We start from the raw sequence: 15,308 nt of genomic DNA on the forward strand, positions 1-15,308 counted from the left end.
CGTTATCGCTACGCGATGCCACCTCCCCTTGAAGGGGAGGATCATTTTCCCATCAATTTCGGGAAGAAGCCCTCGTGCGCCTCCCGCAGCGCATCGATCGTCACGCTCCAATCGCCTTCTGCCAGCTCGAAGATCACGCGGCGCGCGATGGTGCGGCCGAGGGGATCGGCGGGGACGTCGGCGGCGTGGGCGGCGATCATGAAATCGGCGAGGCAGGTGTCGCAGACGGTGACCACGTACAGCCCCTGATCCTCGCCGAACAGCGAACCCGCGACGCCGAACGGCTGCACCTCGTTGACCAGCACGCCGATATCGCCGGCCAGCGCCATTTCGGCGAGGGTGACGGCGAGCCCGCCGTCCGAGACGTCATGGCAGGCGGTGATCGCGCCCTTGGCGATCTGATCGCGGATGAAATCGCCGGTGCGGCGCTCGGCGCGCAGATCGACCGGCGGCGGCGGGCCGGCGTCGCGGCCCTCGATGCCGTGCAGCTCGCGCAGCCACAGCGACTGGCCGAGATGGCCGCCGCGCTCGCCGATCGCCAGCACGGTGTCGCCGATGCCCTTGAAAGCGATCGTCGCATTCTTGCGCCAATCGGCGAGCAGGCCTACGCCGCCGATCGCGGGGGTGGGCAGGATCGCCGAGCCGCCCCCGGTCGCTTTGCTCTCGTTATAGAGGCTGACGTTGCCGCTCACGATCGGGAAATCGAGCGCGGTGCAGGCTTCGGCCATGCCCTCGATACAGCCGACGAACTGCCCCATGATCTCGGGCCGCTGGGGATTGGCGAAGTTCATGCAATCGGTGGTGGCGAGCGGCGTGGCGCCGACCGCGGTGATGTTGCGCCAGCATTCGGCGATCGCCTGTTTGCCGCCCTCGAACGGGTCCGCATAGCAATAGCGCGGCGTGCAATCGGTGCTGATCGCCAGCCCCTTGTCGGTGCCGTGGACGCGCACCACCGCGGCATCGCCGCCGGGCCGCTGGACGGTGTCCGCGCCGACCATGTGGTCATATTGCTCCCAGATCCAGCGGCGGCTGGCGATATCGGGCGAACCCATCAACGTGAGCAGATCGGCGGCAGGATCCGTGCTTTCGGGCACATCGGTCAGTTCGGCAGGGGGCACCGTCTTCACCCACGGCCGATCGTACTTCGGCGCTTCGTCGGCGAGCGGGCCAAGGGGAAGATCGCACACCGTCTTGCCCTTCCAGACCAGCTCCATGCGGCCGGTGTCGGTCACCGTGCCGATCACCGCGAAATCCAGCTCCCACTTTTTGAAGATCGCTTCGGCGAAATCCTCGCGACCGGGCTTCAAGACCATGAGCATCCGCTCCTGGCTTTCGGAGAGCATCATCTCATAGGGCGTCATGCCCTCTTCGCGCTGGGGCACCGCATCCATATCGAGCCGGATGCCGACGCCGCCCTTGCTCGCCATCTCAACGCTGGAGGAGGTAAGGCCCGCCGCGCCCATGTCCTGGATCGCGACGATCGCGTCGGACGCCATCAATTCCAGGCACGCCTCGATCAGCAATTTTTCGGTGAAAGGATCGCCGACCTGCACGGTCGGGCGCTTGGCATCGGCATCCTCACCGAAATCGGCCGAGGCCATGGTTGCGCCGTGGATGCCGTCGCGCCCGGTCTTGCTGCCGACATAGACGATGGAATTGCCGACGCCCGAGGCGGCCGAATAAAAGATCTTGGCGGTCTCGGCGACGCCGACGGTCATCGCGTTGACGAGGATGTTGCCGTCATAGGCGGGGTGGAAATTGACCTCGCCGCCCACCGTCGGCACGCCGACGCAATTGCCATAGCCGCCGATGCCGTGGACCACGCCCGCGATGAGGTGCTTCATCCTGGGGTGATCAGGCGATCCGAAGCGCAGCGCATTCATGTTGGCGATCGGGCGGGCACCCATCGTGAACACATCGCGCAGGATGCCGCCGACGCCGGTCGCCGCGCCCTGATAGGGCTCGATGTAGCTCGGGTGGTTGTGGCTCTCCATCTTGAAGATCGCCGCCTGACCGTCACCGATATCGATCACGCCTGCATTCTCGCCGGGGCCGCAGATCACTTGCGGTCCGGTGGTGGGCAGCTTGGCGAGATGAAGCCGTGAGGATTTGTACGAGCAATGCTCGCTCCACATCACCGAGAAGATGCCGAGTTCGACCAGATTGGGTTCGCGCCCCAGCGCCCCCAGCACCCGCTCATATTCGTCCGTGGAGAGGCCATGATCGGCGACGATTTGGGGCGTGATTTCGGACATGCGCAGGCCGATAGCGGAGGGTTCCGCCTTAGCCTACCCCTTGCATTCGTGGAGCGCGCGGACCCGGCGCGCGGAGGATCACAGGCCGACCGATTGGCGAGCCTTGTCAGGAATTTACCTTAACTAGCGGGCCGATGTGATTTTGTGTAAGGAGTGTGCACCGCCCGGCACGCCGCAGGCGGCGAAATCCTGTTTAGGGTTCCTGTCATGCGTGGGCCGTTGTTCGTTGCGTTTCTGTTTGGCGGCCTCGCCCTGACCGGCGTGGCGTCGGCGACTCCGCCGCAGCACTTCCCAAGCGATCTGCGCCAGGTGGAAGCCACTGTGCTGGCGACCTTCAACTTCGCGCGCACTCAGCCCACAGCCTATGTCGAGACGCTGGTGGCCTATCGGGGTTTCTTCCACGCCAATGCCGTGATTATCCCCGGCCAGAGGGTCGCGATGCAGACCACGGAGGGCCGGCCTGCCGTCGACGAGACAATCGCTTTTCTTCAGGCGCAAAGCGGGCTGGGAATGCTGCAGCCTTCCGAGACCTTGCGCCGCGCCGCCGCCGATTATGTAACCGAGCAATCGCACAGCGGCGATACCGGTCACTTCGGCGCGGATGGCTCCAGCCCCGGCGATCGCGTCGCGCGGCAGGGCGGCGGCGATCAGGTGGCGGAGGTGATCGCTTATGGCGCGCAGGACGCCAAGGACGTCATCCGCCAATTGCTGATCGATGATGGCGTTCCCGATCGCGGCCACCGCATCGCGATGTTCTCCGCGCACCTGCGCTATGCGGGCGTCGCCTGCGGCCCGCACCCCCAATATGGCACGATGTGCGTGATCGATATGGCCGATACGCCGGATGCGACCCTCCCCGATGAGCCGCGCCGCGCGGTGGCGGCGATGGGGCAGGGCGCTCAGCATTAACTCCGTCCTCCCCCGCAAGGGGGAGGTGTCAGCGCAGCTGACGGAGGGGGAGGACTAAGCAACCTCGATCGCCCGCCGCCGTCCTCCCCCTCCGACGCCTTTGGCGCCACCTCCCCTGGCGGGGGAGGATCACGGGTTGCGGGCAAAGAAAAGGGCCGGGGGATCGCTCCGCCGGCCCTCGGTTGGTGTCAGGAAGCGGCGATCAGGCCGAGCATTCCAGATCCTTGCCACCCGGCGGGGTGATCGTGACCTTGGCGGAGTCGGCCGAACCCTTCACGACATAACCGCCGCCCGAGAAAGGCTCGCCCTTGGCCGGCGCGGTGAGCGCGACGGGGGTATCTTCCTTCTTCTTCTTGATGTTGGCGCTGGTATTGTCGTTGAACCAATTGACGTAGAGTACCTCGTTGCCGGGCTGACAGCGATAGGTCTTGCTGGCCAGCATCGCCGGCGGCAGCTTGACCTTGGGCGCGGCGGCGACCTGGTCTGCGGTGGGATCGTTGGGCGCGCCCGCCGTGATCGTGGTCGGCTCGCCGCAGGCGGCAAGCAGAACGGTCGCGGAAAGGGCGGCGGCGGCGAGGGCTTTTTTCATCATCGAAGCGTTTTTTGCGACTGCGAAGGCTATCGTCAAGGCGCTTTTCGCCGAAATGTCATCAATGCTGACGCAACTGCGATGAAGCGTGGCTTTTGCCTTCGCAAAACAAGGCTGCTTGGCAGGGCCGATGCGCCTGCTATCCGGGGATCATGGCAGGCTTCGCACTCGATACCGCATCGCTCGTTGGCAACACGCCGCTGGTACGGCTCAAGGGGCCGAGCGAGGCGACGGGGTGCGATATCCTCGCCAAGTGCGAATTCATGAACCCCGGCGGATCGATCAAGGACCGCGCCGCCAAATATATCATCGAGGATGCCGAGGCACGCGGGACTCTGCGCCCCGGCGGCACGATCGTTGAGGGGACGGCGGGCAACACCGGCATCGGCCTAGCGCTGATCGGCAACGCCAAGGGCTATCGCACGATCATCGTCATCCCCGAAACGCAGAGCCAGGAGAAGAAGGATACACTGCGCGCGCTGGGCGCCGAGCTCGTCGAGGTGCCGCCGACCGCTTATTCCAACCCCGCGCATTACGTCCACACCTCGCGCCGGATCGCCGAGGAGACGCCGAACGCGCTCTGGTCCAACCAGTTCGACAATGTCGCCAACCGCATGGCGCATATCCAGGGCACCGCGCCCGAGATCTGGGCGCAGACCGGCGGGCGCATCCACGGCTTCACCTGCGCCGCGGGTACAGGCGGCACCATCGCGGGCGTCGGCATGGGATTGAAGGAGCGCGATGCCGACGTGACGATCGCCTTGACCGATCCCCATGGCGCGGCCTTGTTCAACTATTATGCCAAGGGCGAGCTGACCGCTGAGGGCTCATCGGTGGCGGAAGGTATCGGCCAGAGCCGGATCACTGCCAATCTCGAAGGCGCGCCGATCGACACGCAATTCCGCATCTCGGACGAGCAGGGGCTGCGTCAGGCTTTCGCGCTGCTGAAGGACGAAGGGCTGTGCGTCGGGTTGTCATCGGGCATCAACGTCGCCGGCGCGATGGCGCTGGCGGAGCAGCTCGGGCCGGGCAAGACGATCGTCACGATCCTCTGCGATAGCGGGATGCGTTACCTTTCGACCCTGTTCAACCCCGAGTGGCTGGGGGCGAAGGGCTTCGCTGCGCCGGAGTGGCTTAAGTATTAGGGCGATTAATCTTGTCGCGATTGACGATCCTCCCCTGCAAGGGAGGTGGCAGCCCGCAGGGCTGACGGAGGGGTGTAACCCTTTCAATAGCGGGATACCCCTCCGACGCGCTACGCGCGCCACCTCCCCTTGCAGGGGAGGATTTAAGAGGGATCGATCCCGGACTCGCGGAATGGTAGCCAGTTCACAAGTGCGATCGACCGGCTTATTCTAGCGATCGATGAACGCGCCGCGCCATCAATGGGATTTCGTGGGATGATGCGCCGCGTGCGTGTCGGGCTCACGGGGCTCGCCTGCGTGTTCCTGCTCGTCATGCTCGCCACCGCCTTGATCAGCGTCGCCGCCGACCGCACTGGTAATCTCACCAATCCGGCGATCAACGCCAGTGCGCCGGCCGAGCCGCTGGCCCAGCTCGGCGTCGCGCCTGGAAATCCGACCAGCGACGCCACGCCCGAGTCCAAGCCGCTCAAGAAGCACTGATCCCTCCGCCCCGGCGGATTCGCAAAAATTTGCCTTCACAGACTTATCCACAGGCTTGGCTTTAGCCAAGCCTCGGTAATTGCTCGTTTATTCGGCGGATCGCTTTTCCATGCCCTCCCACGCATGCACATCTGGTGGGATAGAATGGGATTTGATCCCAGGTTTAACCCATGATATCCCACACCTGACCCATGGTTTGGAGCGCCTTCCCCGCGCATCCGGCCAAGAGGGGACGATGCGGCAGGGGAAGCCACGTCGGGGCGACAGGGTAGGCAGTTGGCGGTCAATCATCCCATCAGGGGGTATGCGCTGAACGCGATCGACTCGAAAGGTCGCGTGTCCGTACCCGCGCGCTTCCGCGACACGATCGCCCTGCGCTGCGCCAACTATCGCCAGGGCAGCATTCCGGCCGACGACAAACAGCTCAGCATCGTCATCGCCAAGGAGATGAACCGGCTGAAGGCCTATGATGCGATCGGCGACCAGGAATTGTCGGCCGATCTCGAAGCCAGCCTCGCTGATCTGCCCGCTGCCGAGCGGATGGCGGCGCTTGACGATCTCGGGCGCGACAATGTCGGCGGCGCGACCGAGGTGAGCTTCGATTCCGCCGGACGGCTGGTGCTGCCGCAGCTGATCCGCGATCTGGTCGGGATCAAAGACGTTGCGCTGTTCTGGGGCAATATCAAACATTTCGAAATCTGGGCGCCGGATAAGGCGGCCGAGGCGTTCGCCGATCAGCCGGTCAATCTCGCGATCCTCAACGGCCTGCTCAAGGAAAAGGGGCTGAGCCTGTGAGCGCCGCGCATGATCCGCGGCACGCGCCGGTGCTGATCGACGAGGTGATCGCCGCGCTCGCGCCCGCGGCGAGCGAAACCCATGTCGACGGCACCTTCGGCGCGGGCGGCTACACGCGCGCGCTGCTGGCGGCGGGCGCAAATGTCGTCGCCTTCGATCGCGATCCCGATGCGATTGCCGAGGGGCAGGCTCTGGTGGCCGAGGCCGAGGGGCGGCTGCGGCTGGTGTCGTCGCGCTTCTCCGAACTGGCCGAGGAAGTGGGCGAAAACGCGATCGATGGCGTGACGCTGGATGTCGGCGTCTCCTCGATGCAGCTCGACCGCGCCGACCGTGGTTTTTCTTTCCAGGCCGATGGGCCGCTCGACATGCGGATGAGCCAGGACGGGCCGAGCGCTGCCGACTTCGTCAACGAGGCCGAAGAGTCGGACATTGCCGATGTGCTCTACAATCTGGGCGAGGAGCGCCAGTCGCGCCGGGTCGCGCGCGCGATCGTCGCCGCGCGGCCGGTGGAGCGGACGGGACAACTCGCCACCGTCGTCCGCCGCGCGCTCGGCCATCGCGAGCATGACAAGAAGGATCCCGCCACGCGCACCTTCCAGGCGCTGCGCATCCATGTGAACCGCGAATTGGACGAGCTCGAGGACGGCCTCGCCGCCGCCGAGCGCGCGCTGAAGCCCGGCGGGCGCCTCGCGGTCGTTAGCTTCCACAGCCTTGAGGATCGCATCGTCAAACGCTTCCTCAAGGAGCGCAGCGGCGGCAACGCCTCGGGATCGCGCCACCTGCCGCAAGCCGCCGCCGGCCCCGCACCGACGTTCGAGGCCGTCGCCAAGGCGATCCGCCCCTCCGACGCCGAACTCGCGCGCAATCCCCGCGCCCGCTCCGCCACGCTCCGTTCCGCCCGCCGCACCGCCGCCCCGGCTTGGGGCTCCATCAAGCAAGGACGCACTGCATGATCGCCGCACGCTTCCGCCTGATCGCCTGGGTTGCCGGGTGCGCGTTCGCGGCCCTGCTCTGCTACATGGCCTCGCAGTCTGTCGCGGCCGAGCGGGGCGCGCTGCTGCGGGTCGATGGCCAGATCGCCGATACGCAGAACGACATCCGCCGCCTGGAGACCGAAATCGCCGCACGCAGCCGCATGGGCCAGCTGGAGCGGTGGAATCAGGTGCTGGCGCTGCAGGCGGCGCGGCCGGTGCAATATGTCGCCAACGAGGTGCAGCTGGCAAGCCTTGCGGGCGGTCCGAAGCGGCCGCTGGAGGGCAATATCCAGATGGCGGCCTATCAGAAGTCCGCGCCCGCCGCCGCGCCGCAACCCGCGCCTGCGCAAGCCCCGGCGCCTGCGATCCAGCAGCCGATGCTGCGGGTGGCGACCTATGTGCAGGATAAGCCGGGCCCGCTGGCGGCCGACGCACCCGCGCCTGTCGTCAAGGCCTCCCTCGAAAAGCCCGCCGCCAAGAGCACCGCGCCCAAGCCGGAGCGTTCGACGCCCGCCAAGCTCACGCTCGCCTCGTTTGAAGAGCCCGCGCACAAGGCGGCGACGGCCGACGATCCCGTGCCGGCCAAGCCCAAGCGTAAGGCCGTCAAGGTAGACGATAGCCTGCTGCCCTCCGATCTCGGTTCGCTGATCGCGGCTGAGAAGAAGGGTGCGCATAAGAGGGCCGCGCTCTGATGGCGACAGCGGCGTTCCGCCCCGAACCCGCGCGCCCGCTGTTCCGCACGCCCGAACCGGCGATCGCCACCCAGCCGCTCGGCCAATCGCATTTCCGCCTGATGGTGGTGATGCTGCTGTTCATGCTGGTGACGCTGGCGATCGCGCTGCGGCTGGTGCAGCTCTGCCTGTTCAGCGGCTATGGCGCGCATGGTCCGGTGGTGGCGCTGGAGCGGCGTGGCGATATCGTCGATCGCAACGGACTGCCGCTGGCGACCACGGTCACGAGCTGGGCGATCGCGGTCAATCCGCAGAATATCCTCGGCGACAAGAATGCCATCGCCGCCCGCCTCGCGCAGCTGATCCCAACCAAGACCGAAGCGCAATATCGCGCGATCCTGTTCAGCAAGCGCAAGAAATTCGTCTGGCTGGCCGAGCGTGCGCAGCCCGAGCTGGTGCAGGCGGTTCACGCGATCGGCGATCCAGGCATCATGGAGATGCGCCAGACCCAGCGTCTCTATCCGCAGGCGAACCTAGCCGGCCATGTCCTCGGCTATGCGCAGGAGGTCGACGATCCCAAGACGCATAAGGATACGATGACCGGCATCGGCGTGGAGCGCTATTTCAACGACGATCTGAAGGCCGGCAAATCGATCAAGCTGACGATCGACGGCCGCGTCCAGGCGGCGGTGGAAGGCGAGCTTGCGCGGCGGATGGCGGAGACGCAGGCTGTGGGCGCCGCGGGTATCGTCATGGACGCCAACAGCGGCGAAGTCGTGGCGCTCGCCTCGCTGCCGACGATCAACCCCAACACCCCACTGAAGGGGGCCGCCGACGCCAACAATCACGACATGATCAACAAGGTTACGATGGCGACCTACGAACTCGGGTCGACCTTCAAGATGATCACCTTCGCCAATGCGATCGAGAGCGGTACGATCACCAACTGGAACCGGATGATCGATGTCAGCCATCCGATCACCGTTGGTGGCCACCAGATCCATGACGACGAGCCCAAGCATCGATCGCTTTCTATTCCCGAGATCATGACCTTCTCATCCAACATCGGCACTTCGCAGATCGCGGTCGAGCTGGGGCAGGATCGTATCAAATCGATGTTCCACAAGCTGCACTTTTACGAGCGTAGCAGCATCGAATTGCGGGAGCGTGGGATGCCGCAGGTGCCCGCTTACTGGGCGCAATCGACGGTGATGACGACCGCGTTCGGTCACGGCATCGCGGTGACGCCGCTGCACCTGGCCGAAGCCTTCGCTGCGCTGGCCAACGGCGGCGTCTGGCATCCCGCGACGCTCGTGCCGCGCGATCCCAATAAGCCGGTGCCGAGCGAGCGGGTGATCTCCGAAGCGACCAGCGCCAAGGTCCGCCAGCTGATGCGCCTCGTCGTGCTGCAGGGCACGGGCACCAATGCCAATGCGCCCGGCCTGCGCATGGGTGGCAAGACGGGCACGGCCGAGAAGATCGTCGGCGGCCATTACAGCAAGGGCGCCAACATCACGGTGTTCGCCGGTGCCTTCCCGATGGATCATCCGCGTTACGTGATCGTTACCGTGCTGGACGACGCCAAGGGGTCGAAAGCTACCGCGGGCTTCAAGACCGCGGGCTGGATGACCGCGCCGCTCGCCAAGCGTATCGCCGCGCGGATCGCACCGCTGCTGGGCGTGATGCCCACGATGGATCCCGCGATGGATGTCGACGAATCCGATCTCATGCCGCTGATCCTCGAGAAGAAGGTGCCCGGCAAGAATGAACTTAACTGACCTTTTCGCGGACGTACCTTCCGATGCGCGCGTCACCGGCTTCGCGATCGACAGCCGCAAGGTGGCGCCGGGCACAGTGTTCGGCGCCTTCCGCGGCTCCGCGCACAATGGCGAGGATTTTATCGGCCAGGCGGTGGCGGATGGCGCGGTCGCAGTGGTCGCGCGGCCCGAAGCGAAGGTTGCGGGCGCGGTCCATATCGCCGGAGGTGAGCCGCGTCGGACGTTCGCGCAGGCCGCGGCGAAATTCTTCGCGCCCTTTCCGGAAACCGTGGTCGCGGTCACCGGCACCAACGGCAAGACTTCGAATGTCGAGCTGGTGCGGCAGTTGTGGCGGATGGCGGGGCATCATGCCGCGTCGATCGGCACCTTGGGCGTCACCACATCGGACGAGAGCGTTTCGACCGGGCTGACCACGCCCGACATCGTCACCTTCCTCTCCAACGTTCACGGCCTGCGCGCCGAGGGCGTCACGCATGTCGCGTTCGAAGCCTCGAGCCACGGCCTCTCGCAATATCGCACCGAAGGGCTGCCCGTGCAGGCGGCGGCTTTCACCAATCTCAGCCGCGATCATCTCGATTATCACGGTACGATGGAGGCCTATCTCGAGGCCAAGCTGCGGCTGTTCACCGAGGTGGTGGATAAGGACGGCACTGCGGTGGTCTGGATGGATGACGATGCCTCGACGCGGGTGGTCGAACTGGCTCGCGAGCGGGGGCTCAAGCTGATCACGGTCGGCACCAAGGGCGAGACGCTCAGGCTGATCAAGCGTGAGCCGACCCAGCTCGGGCAGACCTTGACGGTCGAGGCGGAGGGTAAAAGCCACGTCCTCAAATTGCCGCTGATCGGCGCCTACCAGGCCGCGAACGCGCTGACCGCCGCCGGGCTGGTGATGGCCACAGGCATGCCGCTGACCAAGGTGCTGGAGTTGCTCGCCCGGGTGCAGCCGGTGCGCGGGCGGCTGGAGCGCGCGGCGATCAGCAAGGCGGGCGCGCCGATCTATGTCGATTATGCGCACACGCCCGATGGCCTGGAAGCCGCGATCCAGGCGCTCCGCCCGCATACGCAGGAGAAACTGATCGTGCTGTTCGGCGCGGGCGGGGATCGCGATCGCGGCAAGCGGCCGCTGATGGGTGCGGTCGCGGCGCGGCTGGGCGATGTCGCGATCGTTACCGACGATAATCCCCGCACCGAAGATGCCGCCGCGATCCGCGCCGAAGTGATGGCGGGCGCGCCCGGCGCGATCGAGATCGGCGGGCGGCGCGAGGCGATCGCGGCGGCGATCCAACGGGCTGGCGCAAACGATATTGTGCTGCTGGCCGGTAAAGGCCATGAGCAGGGGCAGATCATCGGTGATCGCATTTTGCCGTTTGACGATGTGCAAGTGGCGCGGGAATGCGCGCAGTGATAGGTTACAGTTTCCCCTCCGCCCCAAGGGAGGGGTCGTGGGTGGGCGGTCGGCCGAGTATGGCCAACCCCCCGGCCGGGCCGGCCGTCCATTCCACAAAGCCTTGCGTTTGGGCCCAAATCCGATGAACGCGCTCTGGACATCGCAAGAGATCGCCGCCGCCTGCGGTGGCGCCGCCTCGGCCGATTTCGACTCGCAGGGCATCGCCTTCGATTCGCGCGAGGTGGGGCAGGGTGATCTGTTCGTGGCGCTGAAGGGCGAGGCGACCGATGGCCATCGCTTCGTTTCGCAAGCCTTTTCCCAAGGGGCGAGCGGTGTCCTCGTGTCCCAGCCGGTCGAGGGCCCGCATGTTCGTGTCGCGGATACGACCGATGCGCTGAATGCCCTCGGCGCGGGATCGCGCGCGCGGACGGCGGCCAAGGTGATCGGGGTCACCGGATCGGTGGGCAAGACCAGCGCCAAGGAGGCGTTGTTCGAGGCACTGAACCGTGCGGCGCCGGGCCGCGCTCATCGCAGCCTCAAGAGCTATAATAACCATGTCGGCGTGCCGCTGAGCCTCGCGCGGATGCCACGCGACACCGAATATGGCGTGTTCGAGATGGGGATGAACCACGCCGGCGAGCTGGCGGCGCTTACCCGCCTCGTCCGCCCGCATGTCGCGATCGTCACTGCCGTGGCGCTGGCGCATGGCGCCTTCTTCAAGGACGAGAGCGCGATCGCCGATGCCAAGGGCGAGATCTTCCAGGGCCTCGAACCGGGCGGCACCGCGATCATTCCCTATGACAGCCCGCACCGCGATCGGCTGATCGCCGCCGCCAAGCCTTATGCCGCCGAGATCGTCACCTTCGGGCGTTCAGCGGAGGCGGATGTCTGGGCCCGCGAGGGGGTCAAGGGCGACAAGGGCACGCTGATCAATGCGCGGCTGCGCGCCGCCGAACTCACCTTCACGCTTTCCCAGCCGGGCGAGCATTGGATCAGCAACGCGCTGGCGATCCTGGCGGCGGTGGAGGCAGTCGGCGCCGATCTGCCTGCGGCCGGCCTGGCGCTGGCGGAGCTGGCGGGACTGGCCGGGCGCGGGCGGCGGTTGCCGATCCAAACGCAGGCCGGCGAGGCGCTGCTGATCGATGAAGCCTATAACGCCAACCCGGCATCGATGCGCGCGACGCTCGCCGTATTGGGCGCGGAGAAGGCCGATCGGCGGATCGCGATCCTCGGATCGATGAAGGAGCTTGGGCCTGCAGAAGCGGAGCATCATGCCGGGCTGGCGGCGCCGATCGAGGCGGCGGGCGTCGATTTCGCTCTGCTCGTCGGATCGGAGATGGCACCGCTGGCGGAAGCGCTTGAGGGCCGCGTCGCCTTCGCGCATGTGGCCGACGCCGCAGCCGCGACAGCGGAGGCGCGCGCCCTGATCGGCGCGGGCGATGCGGTGCTCGTCAAGGGATCGAACTCGGTTGGGCTGGCGCGGCTTGTCGATGCGCTGGCGGGAGTGAATTAGTGCTGCATTGGTTCGCCGAATATTTCGGCTTCCCACATCTCCTCAATCTCGTGCGGTACAGCACGGTGCGCGCGGGCGCGGCGGCGATCACCGCGCTCGCCTTCGGCCTGCTGATCGGGCCGCGCTTCATCGGCTGGCTGCGCATCCGCCAGGGCAAGGGCCAGCCTATCCGCGCCGATGGCCCGCAGACCCACCTCTCCAAGGTCGGCACGCCGACAATGGGTGGGCTGATGATCCTCGCCAGCGTCGTCGTCTCGATGACGCTCTGGATGGACCTCGACAATCGCTATGTCTGGGCCTGCATGCTGGTAACGCTCGGCTTCGGGCTAATCGGTTTTCTGGATGATTACGACAAGGTGACCAAGCGCAGCCATGCCGGGATTTCGGGCAGGGTGCGGCTGGTGCTGGAATTCGCGGTGGCGGGCGTCGCCGCCTACATCATCACGCGCGGCAACAGCACGGTGCTGTATCTGCCGTTCTACAACGGGCCGGTGATCGATCTCGGGCCGCTCTACATCTTCTTCGCGGCGTTCATCATCGTCGGCTTCGGCAATGCCGTGAATCTGACTGATGGGCTGGACGGGCTGGCGACGATGCCGGTGGTGATCGCCAGCCTCGCCTTTTTTGTCATCGCCTATCTCGTCGGCAACGCCAAGTTCGCGGCCTATCTCGGCATTCCTCACGTCCCCGGCGCGGGCGAGTTGACCATTCTCACCGCATCGATCATCGGCGCGGGGCTGGCGTTTCTATGGTTCAATGCGCCCCCGGCGGCGGTGTTCATGGGCGATACCGGCAGCCTCGCCTTGGGCGGCGCGCTTGGGGCGATCGCGGTGACGGCGCACCATGAGATCGTGTTGCTAATCATCGGCGGGCTGTTCGTGCTGGAGACGGTTTCGGTCATCCTGCAGGTCTTCTTCTACAAGCGCACCGGCAAGCGCATCTTCAAGATGGCGCCGATCCACCACCATTTCGAACAGCTTGGCTGGAGCGAGCCGACGGTGGTGATCCGCTTCTGGATCATCAGCTTCGTGCTGGCGCTGGCGGGCCTCGCCACGCTCAAACTGCGGTGATCACGAGCAGCGCCTGGGCGGGCAAGCGTTATGCCGTGCTGGGGCTGGCGCGCAGTGGTGTCGCGACGGTGGAGGCGCTGCTGGCGAGTGGCGCGAGCGTTGTGGCGTGGGACAGCGATGAGGCGAAGCGTGCGGCCCTAAGCCCCTCCCCTTCAGGGGAGGGGTTGGGGTGGGGAACGCCCTCAACCTCTGCTCCTTACCTTAGCCGACTGGGGGGGGGGGGGGCCGCCCCCCCCCCCCCCCCCCCCCCCCCCCCCCGGGGGGGGGGCCCCCCCCCCCCCCCCACCCCCCCACCAAAAACCAACACCAACAACAACAACACCCCCCCCACCCCCCGTGTCTTTGCCCCCGGGCCCCCGCCGCGCGCCCCCCCCCCCCCCCCGCCCGCCCCCGCCCCCCCCCCCCCCCCGGGGGGGGGGGGGGGGGGGGGCCCCCCCCCCGCCCTCAACCTCTGCTCCTTACCTTAGCCGACTCCCCCACCCCCCGACCCCCTCCCCTGAAGGGGAGGGGGAGCTAAGTTTCGCCGACCCTCTCACCATTCCTCTCACCGGCTTCGACGCCGTCATCGTCTCCCCCGGCGTCCCCCTCAACCGCCACCCCATCGCCGCGCACGCGAAGGCCGCCGGCGTCCCCATCATCGGCGATATCGAGTTGTTCGCGCAAGGACGCGCGACGCTGCCGCCGCACAAGGTGGTCGGCATCACCGGCACCAACGGCAAATCGACCACCACCGCGCTGATCCACCACATCCTGGAAACCGCGGGCGTGCCGAGCCTGATGGGCGGCAACATCGGCCTGCCGATCCTGAGCCAAGAGCCGCTCCCCGACGGCGGCGTCTATGTGCTGGAGCTTTCAAGCTATCAGATCGACCTGACCTTCACCCTCGATTGCGACGTCGCGGTGCTGACCAACATAACCCCGGATCATCTGGATCGGTACGAGGGGTTCGAGGGGTATCGGGATTCAAAGCTGCGGCTGTTTCAGATGCAGCAGCCTTCGGAGCCGTTTCATGCAGCGGTACTAGGAGAGCGAGAGCTTTCGTCGCTGGTTCCTAACAACACGCTGTTGCTCGCGCTCAATTACGCGGACCGACAAAAGAACTGGCCTTCCTTGCAAGGCCCCCACAATCATCAGAACGCCGCTTGCGCAATTGCGGTTATGGAAGTTCTCGGCATCGACGGGGCACTCGTCGAACAGGGCCTCCGCACCTACCCCGGCCTACCTCACCGCATGGAGCGGATCGCTGAGCGCGAGGGCGTGCTGTTCGTCAACGACAGCAAGGCGACCAACGCCACCGCGACGGCGCCCGCGCTCGCGGCTTATCCACTTATCCACTGGATTCTTGGGGGGCTGCCCAAGACGGACGATCTGGACGACTGCGCGCCGCACTTCGATCATGTAGTGGCAGGCTATACGATCGGGGAGGCGGGGCCGATGTTCGCGCGTATTCTCAGGGACGCGGGGAAGCCGGTGACGGAGAGCGGGACGTTGCTCCAAGCGGTGCGCGATGCGGCGGCCGCCGCGAAGGTGGGAGAGGTGGTGATGCTCTCGCCCGCCTGCGCGAGCTTCGATCAGTTCAGGGATTATGAAGCGCGGGGGGATGCGTTTCGGGCGGCGGTGGCGGGGTTGTGACCCGGCGCTCCAGCCTCACCCGTTTGTGTCGAGCGAAGTCGAGACATGTTTGCGTTGCGCTTGTTGCACGTCCCTCGACTTCGCTCGGGACGAACGGGTTTGATGGGGTA

13 protein-coding genes are annotated in these 15,308 nt (G+C 66.3%); 11 read left to right on the forward strand and 2 right to left on the reverse strand.

Annotated features, from left to right (window positions below; translation table 11 throughout):
• Positions 1 to 41: 41 nt before the first annotated feature.
• Positions 42 to 2,255, reverse strand: a complete 2,214-nt coding sequence (gene purL, locus FHS31_RS07365) for a phosphoribosylformylglycinamidine synthase subunit PurL (protein WP_167072725.1) — start codon at positions 2,253 to 2,255, stop codon at positions 42 to 44.
• 207 nt (positions 2,256 to 2,462) lie between these two features.
• Between purL and FHS31_RS07370 the strand changes: the two genes are divergently transcribed.
• A complete protein-coding gene (locus tag FHS31_RS07370) occupies positions 2,463 to 3,164 on the forward strand; it encodes a CAP domain-containing protein (protein WP_167072726.1) in 702 nt (233 codons plus the stop codon).
• Positions 3,165 to 3,366: 202 nt separating this feature from the next.
• Here the strand turns inward: FHS31_RS07370 and FHS31_RS07375 are convergent, their stop codons facing one another.
• The gene (locus FHS31_RS07375; protein ID WP_167072727.1) at positions 3,367 to 3,756 is read right to left on the reverse strand and encodes a hypothetical protein; all 390 of its coding nucleotides are present in this window, start codon (positions 3,754 to 3,756) and stop codon (positions 3,367 to 3,369) included.
• 149 nt (positions 3,757 to 3,905) lie between these two features.
• Here FHS31_RS07375 and FHS31_RS07380 point away from each other — a divergent pair, with 149 nt between their 5' ends.
• The 10 genes from FHS31_RS07380 to murD all read left to right on the forward strand — a co-directional run bounded on the left by FHS31_RS07380 (position 3,906) and on the right by murD (position 15,198).
• Entirely contained in the window at positions 3,906 to 4,898 is a 993-nt protein-coding gene (locus FHS31_RS07380) for a cysteine synthase A (RefSeq protein ID WP_167072728.1), read from the forward strand.
• A gap of 258 nt (positions 4,899 to 5,156) precedes the next feature.
• The gene (locus FHS31_RS07385; protein ID WP_425057209.1) at positions 5,157 to 5,378 is read left to right on the forward strand and encodes a hypothetical protein; all 222 of its coding nucleotides are present in this window, start codon (positions 5,157 to 5,159) and stop codon (positions 5,376 to 5,378) included.
• 336 nt (positions 5,379 to 5,714) lie between these two features.
• Complete coding sequence (locus FHS31_RS16710; protein WP_167072730.1) at positions 5,715 to 6,173, forward strand: division/cell wall cluster transcriptional repressor MraZ; 459 nt, start codon at positions 5,715 to 5,717, stop codon at positions 6,171 to 6,173.
• Positions 6,170 to 7,126, forward strand: coding sequence for a 16S rRNA (cytosine(1402)-N(4))-methyltransferase RsmH (gene rsmH, locus FHS31_RS07395; RefSeq protein WP_341786312.1), 957 nt, complete (start codon positions 6,170 to 6,172; stop codon positions 7,124 to 7,126). The genes FHS31_RS16710 and rsmH overlap by 4 nt, the downstream gene beginning before the upstream one ends.
• Entirely contained in the window at positions 7,123 to 7,839 is a 717-nt protein-coding gene (locus FHS31_RS07400) for a hypothetical protein (protein WP_167072731.1), read from the forward strand. The genes rsmH and FHS31_RS07400 overlap by 4 nt, the downstream gene beginning before the upstream one ends.
• Complete coding sequence (locus tag FHS31_RS07405) at positions 7,839 to 9,596, forward strand: peptidoglycan D,D-transpeptidase FtsI family protein (RefSeq protein ID WP_167072732.1); 1,758 nt, start codon at positions 7,839 to 7,841, stop codon at positions 9,594 to 9,596. Before FHS31_RS07400 ends, FHS31_RS07405 begins: the two co-directional genes overlap by 1 nt.
• The gene (locus tag FHS31_RS07410; protein ID WP_167072733.1) at positions 9,583 to 11,001 is read left to right on the forward strand and encodes a UDP-N-acetylmuramoyl-L-alanyl-D-glutamate--2,6-diaminopimelate ligase; all 1,419 of its coding nucleotides are present in this window, start codon (positions 9,583 to 9,585) and stop codon (positions 10,999 to 11,001) included. The genes FHS31_RS07405 and FHS31_RS07410 overlap by 14 nt, the downstream gene beginning before the upstream one ends.
• A gap of 124 nt (positions 11,002 to 11,125) precedes the next feature.
• Positions 11,126 to 12,496 (forward strand): UDP-N-acetylmuramoyl-tripeptide--D-alanyl-D-alanine ligase, encoded by a 1,371-nt coding sequence (locus FHS31_RS07415; protein WP_167072734.1) that lies wholly within the window; start codon positions 11,126 to 11,128, stop codon positions 12,494 to 12,496.
• Positions 12,496 to 13,566, forward strand: a complete 1,071-nt coding sequence (gene mraY / locus FHS31_RS07420) for a phospho-N-acetylmuramoyl-pentapeptide-transferase (protein ID WP_167072735.1) — start codon at positions 12,496 to 12,498, stop codon at positions 13,564 to 13,566. The genes FHS31_RS07415 and mraY overlap by 1 nt, the downstream gene beginning before the upstream one ends.
• Before the next feature lie 537 nt (positions 13,567 to 14,103).
• The gene (gene murD, locus FHS31_RS07425; RefSeq protein WP_341786321.1) at positions 14,104 to 15,198 is read left to right on the forward strand and encodes a UDP-N-acetylmuramoyl-L-alanine--D-glutamate ligase; all 1,095 of its coding nucleotides are present in this window, start codon (positions 14,104 to 14,106) and stop codon (positions 15,196 to 15,198) included.
• Positions 15,199 to 15,308: the final 110 nt, after the last annotated feature.

This window comes from Sphingomonas vulcanisoli (assembly GCF_011761305.1).
Taxonomy (GTDB): Bacteria; Pseudomonadota; Alphaproteobacteria; order Sphingomonadales; family Sphingomonadaceae; genus Sphingomonas_I; species Sphingomonas_I vulcanisoli.

Coding starts and splice junctions, on each gene's coding strand:
- FHS31_RS07400 (WP_167072731.1), top strand. CDS start 7,123: ATGATCGCCGCACGCTTCCGCCTGATCGCCTGGGTTGCCGGGTGCGCG.
- FHS31_RS07375 (WP_167072727.1), bottom strand. CDS start 3,756: ATGATGAAAAAAGCCCTCGCCGCCGCCGCCCTTTCCGCGACCGTTCTG.
- FHS31_RS07385 (WP_425057209.1), top strand. CDS start 5,157: ATGCGCCGCGTGCGTGTCGGGCTCACGGGGCTCGCCTGCGTGTTCCTG.
- FHS31_RS07415 (WP_167072734.1), top strand. CDS start 11,126: ATGAACGCGCTCTGGACATCGCAAGAGATCGCCGCCGCCTGCGGTGGC.
- FHS31_RS07410 (WP_167072733.1), top strand. CDS start 9,583: ATGAACTTAACTGACCTTTTCGCGGACGTACCTTCCGATGCGCGCGTC.
- purL (WP_167072725.1), bottom strand. CDS start 2,255: ATGTCCGAAATCACGCCCCAAATCGTCGCCGATCATGGCCTCTCCACG.
- FHS31_RS07380 (WP_167072728.1), top strand. CDS start 3,906: ATGGCAGGCTTCGCACTCGATACCGCATCGCTCGTTGGCAACACGCCG.
- FHS31_RS07405 (WP_167072732.1), top strand. CDS start 7,839: ATGGCGACAGCGGCGTTCCGCCCCGAACCCGCGCGCCCGCTGTTCCGC.
- FHS31_RS07370 (WP_167072726.1), top strand. CDS start 2,463: ATGCGTGGGCCGTTGTTCGTTGCGTTTCTGTTTGGCGGCCTCGCCCTG.